Raw genomic sequence first — 15,106 nt, 5'->3', positions numbered from 1 at the left:
GGCCCCCCGGGCCGCCGCCCGCCCGCAGGGGGCCCGGCGAGCGGCTCCCCGGCGCCGTACTCAGGGCTGTGACCTGCAATAACGACTGTAGAGGAAGCCGTCCTCCTCCAGTAGGGACACCAGTGCGAAGCGGTGCGGAACGGTGACGGAGGGCCCTCCGGCGATGCGCTGGGCGTCTCCGGCGGTGAGCATCGGGGAGATCGTCAGACACAGCTCGTCCAGCACCTCGGCGGCCACCATCTGCCCGAGCAGCCGCGGCCCGCCCTCGGTCAGCAGGCGGGTGTGGCCCAGCTCGGCGAGGGCCTGCACGACGCGGACCGGATCCACGCCGACGCCGTCGCCGGCGATGACGACCTTGGCGCCCGCCTTCTCGGCCGCCGCCCGGCGCTCCGGGGAGGACGCGGCGCCGGTGAGCACGATCGTCGGCACCGCGGGCGAGGTGAACAGGGGCAGCGAGAAGTCCAGGTCCAGGCTCGCGGTGATCACGGCGATCGCGGGTACCGGGTCCTGCCCGGCGGCCTCTCGCATCTGAGCGAACTCCGCACGCACGCGTGCCGGGCGGTAGCCCTCCTGGCGCACCGTCTCGGCCCCGACGACCACCACATCGGCCAGGGCCCGCAGCGTGCCGAAGATCCGCATGTCGGTGGCGTTGGAGATGGGCTGGGAGCGGCCCTCGTGCTGGGCGGCTCCGTCGAGGCTGGAGACCATGTTGGCCCGCAGCCAGGGCTGGCGCTGCCCGGCGGGCGGCTCGGGGTAGGCGTAGGCGGCGGCCAGCTCTGCGAAGCTCCACTCACGGCCGTCGGCCCCACCGGCGAACGTCGGGAGCCCTACGGCGCCCGCACCGGACACGGGGCCCTGACCGGACACGGGGGCACCGGAGGGCCCACCGTCCGCGCCGTCCGCCGCCGCGCCCTCCACGACCGCCCCGCCGGCGATCGCCGCGGTCGCCCTCGCCGTCCCGGGAGTCCCTTCACCATCAAAGGCCCCGGGCACCCCCGAAGCCCCGGCGACCACCCCCTCCTCGGAAGCCCCCCGCAGGGTCTGGACTGCTGTTTCTTCGGTCACAGGGAACAGGCGTCGCATGTCGTGCAGTCTGGCACGCCCCTTAAGCTGGGGAACCGTGTCGTCCTCCACCTCCGCCTCCGGCCTCGCCCCGATAGCCGACGCGGCCCCGCTGTCCCTGTGCGCACGTGAGCCGCATGTCCCCGCGGACCGGCTGGTGGCCGAGATGGTGCCGCCGCCGCGGTTCGACTCGGTCCGCTTCAGCACGTACATCCCGGACCCGAACCAGCCCAGCCAGACCGAGGCCGTCCAGGTCCTGGAGGGCTTCGCGGCCGGGCTCGACGGGGCGGGCCCGGGCAGCGGCGCCAAGCGCGGCCTGTTCGGCTTCGGCAAGGCGAAGGCCAAGGCGGCGAAGGCCCCGGCCGGCCCCCGCGGCGTCTACCTCGACGGCGGGTACGGCGTCGGCAAGACCCACCTGCTCGCGTCCCTGTGGCACGCCACCCCGGCCGAGCCGGAGAAGAAGGCGTTCGGCACCTTCGTGGAGCTGACCAACCTCGTCGGCGCCCTCGGCTTCCAGCAGACCGTGCAGACCCTCTCCGGTCACCGCCTGCTGTGCATCGACGAGTTCGAGCTGGACGATCCGGGCGACACCGTCCTCGTCTCCACGCTGCTCGGCAAGCTGGTCGACGCCGGTGTCGCGCTCGCCGCCACCTCCAACACGCTGCCCGGCAAGCTCGGCGAGGGCAGGTTCGCGGCCGCCGACTTCCTGCGCGAGATCCAGGGCCTGTCCGCCCACTTCCGCCCCCTGCGCATCGACGGCGAGGACTACCGCCACCGCGGCCTGCCCGAGGCACCCGCGCCGTTCACCGACGAGCAGGTCACGCGGACCGCCCACGCCACCGCGGGCGCCTCGCTGGACGCCTTCCCGCAACTGCTGGACCACCTGGCCAAGGTGCACCCCAGCCGCTACGGCGCGCTGACCGACGGACTCAAGGCGGTGTGCCTGACGGACGTGCGCCCGGTGCCGGACCAGTCCACCGCGCTGCGGCTCGTCGTCCTCGCCGACCGGCTCTACGACCGCGAGGTGCCCGTGCTCGCCTCGGGGCTGCCGTTCGACCAGCTGTTCAGCGAGGAGATGCTGAACGGCGGCTACCGCAAGAAGTACTTCCGGGCCATCTCCCGCCTCACGGCCCTGGCGCGCGACGCCAAGGGCCTGGTCGAGAAGCCGTAGCGCCCGGCCGGTACCGGTCCTCGCCGGCCTTGCCGCACCCGCGGCCCGGCGGCGATGCCGGGCCGATGCCGGGTCAGCGCGAGAGGAAGCAGCGGCAGCGGGCCGGCAGCCGGCGAGCCGCCGCCCGATTCGCACCCGAGGCGGGGCACTGGGAGGTGCTCCCGGAGACCCGGAACGAGTCGGAGCTGCACGCCCGCCTCGACCGCCTCCGCGCCACGGACCCGCACATCGACTGTGTCGCCGACGCGCGTCGACATCCTGTACGGGCGTCCGGCGCAGCCTACGACGTACCGGCTGAGCCGCTTCGTGCCACGCGACCCCGCGATGCCCTGACCGGGACACCCTGACACCGGACGGAAGAGCCGCCGGCCGGCCGGGGCAGCCTGACCCCTGGCCAGCAGCCGGTTCGCGCCAATCCACCTCTCTTTTCAGGCTCTCTCCGGTTCGTAACGCGCAGTTAACCTTGCAAACGCCCCGGTACCGCTACCGTGCTACTTGACCATTCGTTGACCAAGCGTTGGTCCGCACATGACGCGTGAGCCGAGCGGGGGGAGGGGCATGTTCCGAGGTACGACGGGCCGGACCGCCCTCGCGGTGCTCACCGCGCTCCTGCTCGCCCTCCCTTTCTTTGCCCGCACCCAGTCCTTCGCACAAGCGCACACGGTCCGTCATGCGGAGGCCAAGGCTCGCCCCGGCGCCGCGCTCCAAGTCACGGCCCTGCGTGAGGAGACCGTCGCCTCCCGGGACTGCGGACACCTCCCCGACCCGGCCGACCCGCTGCGCCCCCGCGACCGTCAGCGCACGGCCGATTCGGCGCCCCAGGCACCCGAGCGCCCGCTGTCGGCGCCGGACCCGGCCGCCCCGCGGCACTCCGCGGCGGGCAGAGCCCCGCTCAACTCCCCCAGACCCGCCACGGCCCCCACCCCGGCCGCGCTCCAGGTCTTCCGCTGCTGAGAACAGAGCAGTACCCGGCAACTCCGCCCCACGCGGAGGCAGTACACCCCACCTCTGTCCTTGAAGCCCGACGCGCCCCCCACGGCGCGCCAGGAGGAGTCACCACACATGCAACCCCTCATCGACCACGCCCGTGCCTTCGGCCAGCGCCCTGAGGAGTTCGCCCCGCTGGCCCAGGGCCAGTCGCCGCAGGTCCTGTTCATCACCTGCTCCGATTCCCGGGTCGTCCCGGCCCTGATCACCGGCGCCCGCCCCGGTCAGCTCTTCGAGCTGCGCACCGCGGGCAACATCGTCCCGCCGTACAGCCCGGGCCGGCCCACCTCGGAGGCGGCCACCATCGAGTACGCCGTCAACGTGCTCGGCGTCCGGGACGTCGTCGTCTGCGGCCACTCGCACTGCGGTGCCGTCGGCGCCCTGGTGCGCGGCGACGACCTCGACGCCGTACCGGCCGTGCGGGACTGGCTCGCGCATGCCGCCGAGGGCCCCGGGGCGGCCGATCCGCAGGACCCCACCGTGGCCGAGGCCGTGCAGCACCACGTGCTCGCCCAGCTGCTGCGGCTGCGCTCCTACCCGTGCGTGCAGCAGCGTCTGACGGACGGTCGGCTGAACCTGCACGGCTGGTACTACGAGGTGCACACCGGTGCGGTGCGCGAACACCGCGTGGCCACCGACTCCTTCGAGGCGCTGTGAGGTCCGGCATGCGCGCGTTCCCTCATCTGCGGCAGGACTTCCTCGCCTCCATAGTCGTGTTCCTGGTCGCGGTGCCCCTGTGCGTGGGCGTCGCGGTCGCCTCGGGCGTCCCGGCCGAACTGGGCCTCGTCACCGGCATCGTGGGCGGTCTGGTCACCGGGCTCATGCCCGGCAGCAGCCTTCAGGTGTCGGGGCCGGCCGCCGGCCTGACGGTGCTCGTCTTCGAGGCCGTCAGCGAGTTCGGGGTGGGCACCCTCGGGGTGATCGTGCTGATCGCCGGCCTGTTCCAGCTCGCCATGGGCTTCTTCGGGATCGGCCGCTGGTTCCGGGCGATATCCGTCTCGGTCGTCGAGGGCATGCTCTGCGGTATCGGTCTGGTGATCATCGCCGGGCAGATCTACGCGGCCGCGGGACTCACCGCCCCGAAGACCGGCATCGGCAAGATCGCGGGCCTGCCCGGGGCGTTCGCCGACGCGCTCGGCAGCGCCGAGGCCCTCGCCTCGCTCGCGATCGGCGCCGGCACCGTCGCCGTCATCGTGCTGTGGAAGAAACTGCCGAAGGCGGTGCGGTCCGCGCCCGGCGCACTCGCCGCGGTCGTCCTGGCCACGGTCGCCACCCTCGCCCTCGATCTGCCGGTCGCCACGGTGAAGGTGGAGGGTCTGCTCGGGGTCGTCCAGCTGCCGGGTGCCGACGCCTTCGGTGACCTGGCCCAGCCGGCCATCTGGGGCACCATCGTCGCGTTCGCGCTGATCGCCTCGGCCGAGAGCCTGTTCAGCGCGGCGGCGGTGGACCGGCTGCACGACGGTCCGCGCACCCAGTACGACAAGGAGATGATCGCCCAGGGTGCCGGCAACACGGTGTGCGGTCTGCTGGGCGCGCTGCCCATGACGGCCGTGATCGTGCGCAGCTCCGCCAACGTGCAGGCGGGCGCGAGGACGAAGGCTTCACGGGTGCTGCACGGCGTGTGGCTGCTGCTGTTCGCCGCCGCGCTGCCCGCCGCACTGGCGCTGATCCCGATCCCGGCACTGGCCGGCATCCTCGTCCACGCGGGCTGGAAGCTGATCCCGTTCCGCCAGATCTCCGACCTGTGGCGCGGCCACCGGGGCGAGGCCCTGATCCTCGTGGTGACGGCCGTGTCGATCGTCGCGGTGAACATGTTCGAGGGCGTGCTGATCGGTCTGGCCCTGTCCGTGGTCAAGACCGCCTGGGAGGCCTCGCACATCCGGCTGGAGATCATCGACAAGGGCGCCGGACCCGTCCAGGCGCATCTCGCGGGTAACGCGACCTTCCTGCGGCTGCCCAAGATCCTCGACAGCCTGGAGGCGCTCCCGCAGGACCGGCCCGTCGAGCTGGACCTCTCGGGGCTGCACCATCTGGACCACGCCTGCCGTACGGCGCTCGAGTCGTGGGCCGAGCGGCACAGCGCGGTCGGTACGGAACCGGTGAAGCTGGTGAAGGTGACGGCGGCGGCGTAGCGCGTGCCGTTGTCCGGCCTCCGGTCATGGGCGTGGCCCGCGACCGGAGGCCGGGCATATCGTTGCAGGAGCAGACGAAACGGACCTCTCGGTGAGGAGGTCGCCATGCTCCAAGAGCTGCTGGGAGCGATCGTGGGGGCCGGCGTGGTGGGCCTGGTGTACCTGACCGCGGCAGCCCGGGTCGTCAAACAGTACGAACGCGGAGTGGTCTTCCGGCTCGGCCGGCTGCGCGGTGACGTGCGGCCCCCGGGGCTGACCCTGATCCTCCCCGGGGTCGACCGGCTGCGGAAGGTCAACCTGCAGATCGTGACCATGCCGGTGCCGGGTCAGGAGGGCATCACCCGGGACAACGTCACGGTGCGGGTGGACGCCGTCGTGTACTTCAAGGTCGTGGACCCCACCGCGGCGGTCGTCAACGTGGAGGACTACCGCTTCGCGGTATCCCAGATGGCGCAGACCTCGCTGCGGTCGATCATCGGCAAGAGCGAACTGGACGACCTGCTCTCCGACCGCGAGAAGCTGAACCAGGGGCTGGAGCTGATGATCGACAGCCCGGCCGTCGGTTGGGGCGTGCAGATCGACCGGGTCGAGATCAAGGACGTCTCGCTGCCCGACACGATGAAGCGGTCGATGGCCCGGCAGGCCGAGGCCGACCGTGAGCGGCGCGCGCGGATCATCAACGCCGATGCCGAGCTGCAGGCCTCGAAGAAGCTGGCCCAGGCCGCCCAGGCCATGGAGGACACGCCCTCCGCGCTCCAGCTTCGGCTGCTGCAGACGGTGATGGCGGTGGCGGCGGAGAAGAACTCCACGCTGGTGCTGCCCATTCCGGTGGAGCTGCTGCGCTTCCTGGAGAGGGGCGCCGAGCGGAACGAGCAGACGCCGAAGGACCACGTCGACGATCAGGTGCCGAAGGGCCTCACCGGCGAACAGGTACCGAAGGGCCTCATCGACAGACGGACACAGAACGGCCTCGCCGACGAACCGGTACCGAACGGCCTCGCCGACGAACCGGTACCGAACGGCCTCGCCGACGAACGAGTACCGAAGGACCACGTCATCGAGCAGTGAGGCCGGCGGCGTCACGCCCGGTGACACGAGCTACACGCGTGGTTCCCGCGCACGGCGGCAGATGGTAGACACGGCGGGGTCAGTAGTAGTTCCTGTGCATCTCCTGTCCGCCAGCAGGAAGGTTGCTGCCGCATGTCTGCAACTCGACGTCAGGTCCTGGCCCGAGCGAGTGCCCTGGGAGCGGGCATCGCCTTCACCGGGGCCCTGTCCGAGCTCTTCGCGGGCACCGCCGCCGCGCAGAACCTGGGCCACACCGGCTACGGCCCGCTCGTCCCCGACCCGAACGGACTGCTCGACCTGCCGGAAGGTTTCCGCTACACCGTGCTCTCCCGCGAGGGCGACCCGCTGCGCTCCGGCGAGGGGCCGGTCCCCTCCCACCACGACGGCATGGCCGCGTTCGCCGGTCGAGCGGGCCGTACCCATCTCGTGCGCAACCACGAGAACCGTGTCACCGCGGCCGTCCCCGTGCCCACGATCGATGGCCTCACCTACGACCCGGCGGGCAAGGGCGGCTGTACGGCCCTGACGCTGGACCCCCGCGGTCGCGTCCTGGCCGAGCATGTCGCCATCGCCGGCACGGCCGTGAACTGCGCCGGTGGCCGCACCCCTTGGGGCACCTGGCTGACCTGCGAGGAGACCGAGGACAAGGCCGGCACCAACGGTTACGCCAAGGACCACGGCTTCATCTTCGAGGTCCACCCGAGCGACCCGCACCGCACCGGCGCCGTCCCGCTGACCGCGATGGGGCGCTTCCAGCACGAGGCGATCGCGGTCGACCCGGGCAACGGCGTCGTCTACGAGACGGAGGACGCCTTCCTCAAGCCGTTCGGCCTGTTCTACCGCTTCCTGCCGGACAAGCCGCTGGGCGGCGTCGGTTCACTGCGCGCGGGCGGCCGGCTCCAGGCGATGCGCGTGCCCGGCGTACCGGATCTGTCCACGATCCAGGAGACCGGCGCGCGCTTCGACGGCGTGGAATGGGTGGACGTACCCGACCCGCTGGCCGCGTCCACCCCGACGCGGCTCCAGGACTACGGCCGCGGGGGCATCACCCACGCGCAGAAACTGGAGGGCTGCTACTGGGGCGGCTCGTGCGTGTACTTCGTGTCGTCCTTCGCCCGCAGCGCGGACGGTTCGGGCGCCGACCACTACGGCCAGATCTGGCGCTACGACCCGAAGCGACGCCGTCTGACGCTGGTGGTCGTCTTCGGTCCTGACACCGACGTACAGCTGCCCGGCGAGTCCCCGGACAACATCTGCCTGGCGCCCAGCGGCGGGCTGATGGTGTGCGAGGACGGCAACGGCGCGCAGCACGTCTTCGGCGTCACGCGCGCGGGCGAGGTGTACGCCATGGCACGCGGCCGCCAGAACATCGGCACCCCCGAGCAGCCGGAGTGGGGCGAGTTCGCCGGGGTCACCTTCTCGCCCGACGGCGACACGATGTACGTCAACTGCTACACGCCGGGCACGACGTTCGCGGTCACCGGCCCCTGGCGCCGATAGCGGGACGGTCCGCAGCCGTGATCATGCCGGGACGGGGTACCCGCCCCGGCATGACGCGGAAAGAGCAGGTCAGCGGCTCGTACTGGCTGCAGACGGAACCCGGCGGCAGCCCTCGGCCCACCCTGACGGAGGACCTGACGGTCGACGTGGCCGTGATCGGCGCCGGGATGGCCGGGCTGAGCACGGCGTGGGAGCTGACCCGCGCCGGGCTCGGCGTGGCCGTGCTGGAGGCCGACCGGGTCGCCGCCGGGGTGACCGGCCACACCACCGCCAAGGTCACCGCCCTGCACACCCTGATCTACGACAAGCTGCGGCGTACCCGCGGCGACGAGGCCGCGCGGCTGTACGCCCGCTCGCAGTCCGAGGCGATCGAGCGGGCCGCCGGGACCGTGGCCGAACTGGGCATCGACTGCGACTGGGAGGAGCGCAGCGCCTACACCTATGTGCGCGACGCCGGCCGGGTCGAGGAGGTGCGCGCGGAGGCGCGGGCGGCGAAGGAGGCGGGGCTGCCGGCGTCGTTCGTGACGGAGACCGGGCTGCCGTTCCCGGTCGCGGGCGCGGTGAAGGTGACCGGGCAGGCGCAGTTCCACCCGCGCAAGTACCTGCTCGCCCTCGCCGAGGATCTTCAGGCGCGCGGCGGACGGATCCACGAGTACACGCGTGTGACGGGGCTGACCGAGGGCGAGCCGTGCCGGCTGACGACCGACGCGGGGGTCACGGTGACCGCGCGGAAGGTGGTCGTCGCCACGCACTACCCGGTGTTCGACCGGGCCCTGCTGTTCACCCGGCTCTCCCCGCGCCGCGAGCTGGTCGTGGCCGGGACGATCCCCGCCGACCGCGACCCGGACGGCATGTACATCACCCCGGACGAGAACACGCGGTCGGTGCGGACGGCGCCCTACGGCGACGGACAGCGGTTCCTCGTGGTCACCGGGCAGCACTTCACGCCCGGCACCGGTGACACCCCGGCGCTCTTCGAGGAGCTGGCGGACTGGGCGGCCACGCACTTCCCCGGCGTGTACGTCACCCACCGCTGGGCCACGCAGGACAACGACCCCACGGACACCGTGCCGATGGTCGGACTGATGCACCCCGGCGCGCGGCACACCTACGTGGCGACGGGCTTCGGCGGCTGGGGACTGAGCGGCGGGATGATGGCCGGGCGGCTGCTGACGGCGCTGATCCGGGACGAGAAGTGCGCGTGGAGCGGGCTGTACGATCCGCGCCGGCTGGGCACTGTTGTGCGTGAGGCGCCGACGTTCCTGAAGACACAGGCCAAGGTGGCGCGGCACTTCGTCGGCGACCGGCTGCGGCCGGCGAAGTCGCTGGAGGACGTCGCGCCCGGCGAGGGGGCGGTGGTCCGGGCGGGCGGCGACCGGGTCGCGGCCTACCGCGACGAGGACGGCGAGCTGCACGCCCTGTCCGCGCGCTGCACGCACCTGGGCTGCCTGGTGAACTTCAACGCGGCCGAGCGGTCGTGGGACTGCCCCTGCCACGGGTCCCGGTTCGGGATCGACGGGGAGATCCTTCAGGGGCCGGCGCTGCGGCCGCTGAAGCGGCACAAGGGGTGAGGACGGGGCGCCTCAGGGGGTGGGGGCGTGTGCGCGTCGGCGGCCGCGGGTGAGTGGGGGCTGGTCGCGCAGTTCCCCGGGCCCTTTCCGATGGCCGGCTCGCCCTGGGTGTTGCCCGGCCCTTGCGCCTGGGGGCTTGGTCCGGTGGCGCCGGGTGGGTGATGTGGTGTCGCGTCGGGGGTGGGTGGGGCGGGGGCGTGGCGCGTGCAGTCATATCGTCGTACTGTGATCGTTCCCCTTCGCCGTCTCACCGCGCTGTGCGCCCTCGGCGCCGCCCTCGCCGCCTGCGGGACCGCGCGGACCCCCGCCCCGCACACGGCGTCCCCGCACGCCGCCCGGCCGGCGCCCAGCGCGGCGTCGCCGTCGCTGTCGCCTGCCGTGTCCCGGCCGCCGACGCTCGCCCCCGGCCCGGCCGGGCTGACGCCCGTCTTCAAGAACGGCCCGCGCACCGGGCACGGCAAGGTCGTCGCGCTGACCTTCGACGCCGACATGACCGCCGACCAGGGACCGCGCGCCGCGCGGGGCGAGCACTTCGACAACCCCGGGCTGATCAACGCGCTGCGCACCCTGAAGGTCCCGGCGACCGTGTTCATGACGGGCCGGTGGGCGCAGCAGTACCCGGCGCAGGCGCGGGCCATCGACCGCGACCCCCTGTTCGAGATCGCCAACCACTCCTACAGCCACTACGCCTTCACCGGCGACTGCTACGGGCTGCCCACGGTCGACCCGGGCCGGATGCGCGAGGACGTCGAGCGCGCCTACACCGCCTTCCGCGCGGCCGGCGTGAAGGACGCGCGGCCGTACTTCCGCTTCCCGGGCGGCTGCTACGACCGCGACGCGCTGAAGGCGCTCAGCGGCACCGGCGTGACGGCCGTGCAGTGGGACGTGGTCAGCGGCGACGCGTTCGCGACGGACGCGGACGCGGTCGTGCGGCAGGTGCTGGACGGCGTGAAGCCGGGGTCCGTGGTCGTGATGCACTGCACCCGCAGCGCCGCCCCGACCACCGAGCGGGTCGTGCGCGCCGTCGTGCCCGAGCTGCGCAAGCGCGGCTACACCTTCGTCAAGGTGTCCGAGCTGATCGGCGAGGCGAGCGGCCGGCCCTGACGCCCGTACGAGCGCGTGAGCCCTCGCACGCTCTCGTACGCTGGACGCATGAGCGACGACGACACGCCTGTCGACTACTGCCTCATCGACGCGGCCCGGCCCCCGAAGGCCGACGGCCCGCCGTACGCCGAGTGTGTGCTGTGCCGCGAGCCCACGGAGTATCCGGAGTCGTACAAGGGCATCACGCTGTGCCCGGTGTGCGAATGGCAGGAGGCGCAGCGCACCGCCTGCTCGGGCTGAGACGCGCGGGCGGGCGCGCCGGAGCCGCTTGGCAGACTGGACGGCGTGAACAGTGAAACCACGCCCGCGCAGGACAGCCCCTTCCGCTCCGAACCCGGCGACCGCGACCTCGCCCCGCAGTACGTGCTGCCGCTGGTCGTGCGGCTGGAGAAGGCCGCGCCGCCCGCCCGTACCGACGCCCTGGAGACGGCGGCCCGCGCGGTGCTGGTGATGCTGAGCGACGAGCGCTCGCTCGGCGACGGCGAGTGGGCGCAGGTGATGCGGGACTGGCAGGACGCGCGCATCCGCAAGGTGGTGCGCCGGGCGCGCGGCGCGGAGTGGCGGCGGGCCCAGGCGCTGCCCGGCATCACGGTCACCGGGAAGTCGGCCGAGGTGCGAGTGTTCCCGCCGGTGCCGCTGGACGGCTGGCCGAAGGATCTGGCCAAGTTGCAGGTCTCCGGCACCGAGTTGGACGACCCGGAGCCGCCCGCCGAGCCGGACCCGGCCGGCCCGGTGCTGTGGATGAGCCCCGGCGTTCAGATGTCGGCCGGCAAGGCGATGGCACAGGCCGGGCACGGCGCCCAGCTGGCCTGGTGGGAGCTGTCGGACGAGGAGCGGGCCGCCTGGCGGGACGCCGGTTTCCCGCTGGCCGTGCGCACCGCCGAGCCCGCGCACTGGCGTGAACTGACCCGCGCCGGCCTGCCGTTGGTGCGCGACGCGGGCTTCACCGAGATCGCACCGGGCAGTTGCACCGTGGTCGCGGACCATCCGGCGCTGCGTTGATCACCCGTTGCGGTGGGTGTGCAACGCACGGGCCGTGAGCGGCCGTCGGGGACACGGCGAGTCGGGATGCCGGTGGACCGATGATCAACAGCACGATGCCGCACTCGGCGCGCATCTGGAACTACTGGCTGGGCGGCAAGGACTGTTACGAGATCGACCGGCAGGTCGGCGACCGGATCCGCGAGGTCGATCCGGAGATCGTCGACATCGCGCGCGGTCGCCGAGTGGCGCCCCGAGCCGGCCTGCACCGACCGGCGGGACGTGGACTGTTTCGGCGGCGTGGGCGTCAAGCGCTGAGCTGGCGGCCGCCGCCCAAGCTCAAATGTTGCTCTGAACCCCGGCCCGGCGCGGTTCGCCGTCCGCTGCCGGGGCCATACCCCCGTCACATCGACCGCCCGCGGTGAGCGACGAGGAGGGGGACCCATGGAGCGACTGGGCACGGGCATCGGCTGGCGGCCCGAGATCGCCGAGGCCGTCGAGCGCATGCCGGGCATCGACTGGGTCGAGGTGGTGGCGGAGAACGTCTGCCCCGGACACCTGCCCGACTCGCTGCGCCGGCTGCGCGAGCGCGGTGTCACCGTGGTACCGCACGGTGTCTCGCTGGGTCTCGGCGGCGCCGACCGCCCCGACCCGCACCGGCTCCGCGCGCTCGCCGAAGGGGCCGAGGCGCTTGGATCACCGCTGGTGACCGAGCACATCGCGTTCGTGCGCGCCGGCGGCGAGCTGACCGCCTCGCCCCGGCTGGAGGCCGGCCACCTGCTGCCGGTGCCGCGTACCCGGGACGCCCTGGACGTGCTGTGCGAGAACATCCGCATCGCCCAGGACGCGCTGCCGGTGCCGCTAGCCGTCGAGAACATCGCCGCGCTGATCGGCTGGCCCGGCGAAGAGCTGACGGAGGGCCAGTTCCTGTACGAGCTGGCCGAGCGCACCGGGGTGCGGCTGCTGATCGACGTGGCGAACCTGCACACCAACCACGTCAACCGCGGTGAGGACCCGGCCAAGGCGCTGGCCGACCTGCCGGTGGAGGCCCTGGGTTACGTCCATGTCGCGGGTGGCGTCGAGCGGGACGGCGTATGGCACGACAGCCACGCGCACCCGGTGCCGCAGCCGGTCCTGGACATCCTCGCCGACCTGGCCTCCCGCACCAGCCCGCCGGGCGTCCTGCTGGAACGGGACGACAACTTCCCCGAGCCGTCGGAGCTGGAGAGGGAGCTCGCGTCGATACGCGCGGCGGTCGAGCGAGGCCGGGCGTCGGCGATCGCGCCGGACGCCTCCCCCGCCGGGCGTCAGTCGCGGCCGGCGAGCCTTCCCGAGCTGCCGGCCGTCCCCGACGCCGCCCGGGCGCGGCTCGCACTCGCCCAGACCGCGCTGCTGTCCGCGCTGGTCGCGGGCACGCCGGTGCCGGAGGGTTTCGACCGGGCGCGGCTGACCGTGCAGGCGCGGGCGCTGGCCGGGAAGCGGGCGGACGTGGTGGCCAAGGTCGCCCCGGAGCTGCCGGGCATCCTCGGCGCCGCCTACCGTCCGGCGTTCCTGGCCTACGCCCAGCACCACCCGATGAGCGGGGGATACCGCCTGGACGCGCTGGAGTTCGCCGGGTCGCTGCTGCGCACCGGCGCGGTGACGGACGACAGGGCGCGGCGCGAGCTGCACGAGTGGTGGCGGGACCGGTCCGGGCCCCGGCCGCGCGCCCACCGCCCGGCGGTCCGGCTGGCCCGCGCCACCCGACGGGTGCTGCTGCGCCGGTGACGCCCCTCCGCGATCGACGACCGGGCAGTACGACCATCCGCTTTTCGCGGCGCAGTACGATGCCTCTCCCCGCACCCGGGAGAAGCCCCCGGCCGTGCGGTGCCGCAAGCAGGAGAGCACCATGCGACCGCGACCCCCCGTCCAGGGCCGAGGCATTGTCAGTGGCACCGGTCTGATCATCGCCGGCCTCACCGCCACGCTCCTGGCGCTGATCGTCCCGATCTGGTCCTACGCCGACCGCCCCACGGACGACGGCAAGGACAGCACGGCGGACACCTTGAGCACCGGATCGGCCGCGGGAACAGACGCAGGCACAGGAGCAGGAACAGGCACAGACGCAGGAACAGGCACAGACGCAGGCACAGGCAGAGAGGACATGCTCACGCAGTACGGCGTGCTGTCCGCGCTGGACCGGGACTTCGTCTTCAAGGTGCGGCTGGCCGGCCTGTGGGAGCTGCCCGCCGGCCGGCTCGCGCAGGCGAAGGGCACCACCGACGCCGTACGCACCGCGGGGCGGCATCTGGTGGAGGGGCACACCTTCCTCGACGAGCGGGTGCGCGGCGTCGCCGCCCGGCTCGGGCTGCCCCTGCCGAACCAGCCGAACGAGCAGCAGCAAGCCTGGCTGCGGCAGTTGCGGGCGGCGCGGGGCGCCGACTTCGACCGGACGTTCGCGAACATCCTGCGGCTGGCGCACGGCAGGGTGCTCACCCTGGTCGCCGAGGTCCGCGCCGGAACACGCAACGCGCTCGTGCGCGAGCTCGCCGACGACGCCGGCACGACCGTGCTGGACCACATCCGGGTGCTCGAGGCCACCGGGTACGTCGACTTCGACGCCCTGGCCCGCGACCTGACGGCGTCCGCGTCCCCGCCCGCATCCGCGCGACAGCCCGGAAACGGAACGTCACATACCCACAACACTGTGTCCGGATGGTGAACCACCCATGGCGGACCGCGGATCCCGTGACATAGAAACGCGGCATGTTCTGGGTCCTCTTCCTGCTGCTCGCCTGGGTCGTCACCGCCGTGGCGTGCACCCGGCTGTGCCTGGCCGCGGTCCGCGCGGCCGCCACCGAGGCGCAGGAGACCACCGAGGTACGCGCACACGATCTGACGCTGTACGAGGCCGCGTTCCTCGCCGGAGGCCCTGACCGGGTCGCCGATCTCACGCTGGTGTCGATGGCCCGCCGGCGCCGGCTGCTGCTCGCGCACACCGGCTGGGCGACGGTCGTCGACCCGCGCGGGCGGGACGAGATGGAACGGTCGGTGATAGGGGCGATAGGGCCCGAGGGCCAGTCGCGGATCGCGCCGGTCCGCGCCGCCACGTCCGCCGCCGACGCGGTGCGCCACCTCGCCGACCGGCTCGTGCGGGCGGGTCTGGCCGTACCGGACGGGGCGCGCACGTCGGTCGCGGCCGGAGTGCGCCGGGTGCGGCTGGCCGCGCTGGCCGTGACGGGCCTGGGGGCGGCCGCGCTGCTGACGCCGGGGCCGACCGGCGTGCCGCGCACCCTGGTCGCGATGTGGTTCGGGCTGCCCCTCGCCCTCGCCCTCGGCTGTCTGGCCCTGGCCCGGATCGAGGCGCACCCCTACTCGCGCTGGGCCTCACCGGCCGGGCAACGGCTGCTGAGCGCCCTGGCGCAGGGAGCCGGCAGGGCCGGGGACGACCTGGGATACCTGATCAACGTCGCCGTACGCGGCATCCGTGCCGTCGGCGAACCGGATCTGCGCGCCGCGCTCGCCCACCGCGACCGGACCGGCTGAGGACC

Annotated in this window: 15 protein-coding genes; 14 read left to right on the top strand and 1 reads right to left on the bottom strand. The window is 73.2% G+C overall.

The genetic code is table 11. From position 1 onward, the window contains the following. Positions 1 to 60 precede the first annotated feature (60 nt). The gene (locus tag ACZ67Q_RS00490; RefSeq protein WP_471175956.1) at positions 61 to 849 is read right to left on the bottom strand and encodes a pyrimidine reductase family protein; all 789 of its coding nucleotides are present in this window, start codon (positions 847 to 849) and stop codon (positions 61 to 63) included. 271 nt (positions 850 to 1,120) lie between these two features. Between ACZ67Q_RS00490 and zapE the strand changes: the two genes are divergently transcribed. The 14 genes from zapE (at position 1,121) to ACZ67Q_RS00420 (ending at position 15,101) form a co-directional block, all read left to right on the top strand. Further along, entirely contained in the window at positions 1,121 to 2,233 is a 1,113-nt protein-coding gene (gene zapE / locus ACZ67Q_RS00485) for a cell division protein ZapE (RefSeq protein ID WP_471174665.1), read from the top strand. A gap of 558 nt (positions 2,234 to 2,791) precedes the next feature. Next, a complete protein-coding gene (locus tag ACZ67Q_RS00480; protein WP_471174663.1) occupies positions 2,792 to 3,187 on the top strand; it encodes a hypothetical protein in 396 nt (131 codons plus the stop codon). Between the two features lie 108 nt (positions 3,188 to 3,295). Next, a complete protein-coding gene (locus ACZ67Q_RS00475) occupies positions 3,296 to 3,877 on the top strand; it encodes a carbonic anhydrase (RefSeq protein WP_471174661.1) in 582 nt (193 codons plus the stop codon). Between the two features lie 8 nt (positions 3,878 to 3,885). Further along, positions 3,886 to 5,352 carry a SulP family inorganic anion transporter gene (locus ACZ67Q_RS00470; protein ID WP_471174659.1) on the top strand — a complete coding sequence of 489 codons (1,467 nt, stop codon included), beginning with the start codon at positions 3,886 to 3,888 and terminating at the stop codon, positions 5,350 to 5,352. Between the two features lie 105 nt (positions 5,353 to 5,457). Next, a complete protein-coding gene (locus tag ACZ67Q_RS00465) occupies positions 5,458 to 6,420 on the top strand; it encodes a slipin family protein (RefSeq protein WP_471174657.1) in 963 nt (320 codons plus the stop codon). A gap of 132 nt (positions 6,421 to 6,552) precedes the next feature. Continuing rightward, positions 6,553 to 7,920 (top strand): PhoX family protein, encoded by a 1,368-nt coding sequence (locus ACZ67Q_RS00460; RefSeq protein ID WP_471174655.1) that lies wholly within the window; start codon positions 6,553 to 6,555, stop codon positions 7,918 to 7,920. A gap of 50 nt (positions 7,921 to 7,970) precedes the next feature. Beyond that, positions 7,971 to 9,491 carry an FAD-dependent oxidoreductase gene (locus ACZ67Q_RS00455; RefSeq protein WP_471174653.1) on the top strand — a complete coding sequence of 507 codons (1,521 nt, stop codon included), beginning with the start codon at positions 7,971 to 7,973 and terminating at the stop codon, positions 9,489 to 9,491. A 225-nt stretch (positions 9,492 to 9,716) separates the two neighbouring features. Next, positions 9,717 to 10,595: a polysaccharide deacetylase family protein gene (locus ACZ67Q_RS00450; RefSeq protein WP_471174651.1), complete on the top strand. Its 879-nt coding sequence runs from the start codon at positions 9,717 to 9,719 to the stop codon at positions 10,593 to 10,595. A gap of 48 nt (positions 10,596 to 10,643) precedes the next feature. Then, the gene (locus ACZ67Q_RS00445; protein WP_471174649.1) at positions 10,644 to 10,835 is read left to right on the top strand and encodes a hypothetical protein; all 192 of its coding nucleotides are present in this window, start codon (positions 10,644 to 10,646) and stop codon (positions 10,833 to 10,835) included. Between the two features lie 45 nt (positions 10,836 to 10,880). Further along, a complete protein-coding gene (locus ACZ67Q_RS00440; protein ID WP_471174647.1) occupies positions 10,881 to 11,597 on the top strand; it encodes a peptidyl-tRNA hydrolase in 717 nt (238 codons plus the stop codon). 80 nt (positions 11,598 to 11,677) lie between these two features. Continuing rightward, complete coding sequence (locus ACZ67Q_RS00435) at positions 11,678 to 12,001, top strand: SAM-dependent methyltransferase (RefSeq protein ID WP_471174645.1); 324 nt, start codon at positions 11,678 to 11,680, stop codon at positions 11,999 to 12,001. A 19-nt stretch (positions 12,002 to 12,020) separates the two neighbouring features. After that, entirely contained in the window at positions 12,021 to 13,343 is a 1,323-nt protein-coding gene (locus tag ACZ67Q_RS00430; RefSeq protein ID WP_471174643.1) for an MbnB/TglH/ChrH family RiPP precursor modification enzyme, read from the top strand. Between the two features lie 121 nt (positions 13,344 to 13,464). Further along, positions 13,465 to 14,277, top strand: coding sequence for a DUF4142 domain-containing protein (locus ACZ67Q_RS00425; RefSeq protein ID WP_471174641.1), 813 nt, complete (start codon positions 13,465 to 13,467; stop codon positions 14,275 to 14,277). Positions 14,278 to 14,321: 44 nt separating this feature from the next. After that, a complete protein-coding gene (locus ACZ67Q_RS00420) occupies positions 14,322 to 15,101 on the top strand; it encodes a TIGR04222 domain-containing membrane protein (RefSeq protein WP_471174639.1) in 780 nt (259 codons plus the stop codon). Positions 15,102 to 15,106: the final 5 nt, after the last annotated feature.

It is taken from the genome of Streptomyces sp. NPDC036813, from assembly GCF_055609245.1.
This window is presented reverse-complemented; position numbering and strand designations above follow the sequence as displayed.

Excerpts from the sequence above, each read along its gene's own strand:
- ACZ67Q_RS00480 (WP_471174663.1), top strand. The coding sequence starts at position 2,792 with ATGTTCCGAGGTACGACGGGCCGGACCGCCCTCGCGGTGCTCACCGCG.
- ACZ67Q_RS00475 (WP_471174661.1), top strand. The coding sequence starts at position 3,296 with ATGCAACCCCTCATCGACCACGCCCGTGCCTTCGGCCAGCGCCCTGAG.
- ACZ67Q_RS00470 (WP_471174659.1), top strand. The coding sequence starts at position 3,886 with ATGCGCGCGTTCCCTCATCTGCGGCAGGACTTCCTCGCCTCCATAGTC.
- ACZ67Q_RS00465 (WP_471174657.1), top strand. The coding sequence starts at position 5,458 with ATGCTCCAAGAGCTGCTGGGAGCGATCGTGGGGGCCGGCGTGGTGGGC.
- ACZ67Q_RS00460 (WP_471174655.1), top strand. The coding sequence starts at position 6,553 with ATGTCTGCAACTCGACGTCAGGTCCTGGCCCGAGCGAGTGCCCTGGGA.
- ACZ67Q_RS00455 (WP_471174653.1), top strand. The coding sequence starts at position 7,971 with ATGACGCGGAAAGAGCAGGTCAGCGGCTCGTACTGGCTGCAGACGGAA.
- ACZ67Q_RS00445 (WP_471174649.1), top strand. The coding sequence starts at position 10,644 with ATGAGCGACGACGACACGCCTGTCGACTACTGCCTCATCGACGCGGCC.
- ACZ67Q_RS00435 (WP_471174645.1), top strand. The coding sequence starts at position 11,678 with ATGATCAACAGCACGATGCCGCACTCGGCGCGCATCTGGAACTACTGG.
- ACZ67Q_RS00430 (WP_471174643.1), top strand. The coding sequence starts at position 12,021 with ATGGAGCGACTGGGCACGGGCATCGGCTGGCGGCCCGAGATCGCCGAG.
- ACZ67Q_RS00425 (WP_471174641.1), top strand. The coding sequence starts at position 13,465 with ATGCGACCGCGACCCCCCGTCCAGGGCCGAGGCATTGTCAGTGGCACC.
- ACZ67Q_RS00420 (WP_471174639.1), top strand. The coding sequence starts at position 14,322 with ATGTTCTGGGTCCTCTTCCTGCTGCTCGCCTGGGTCGTCACCGCCGTG.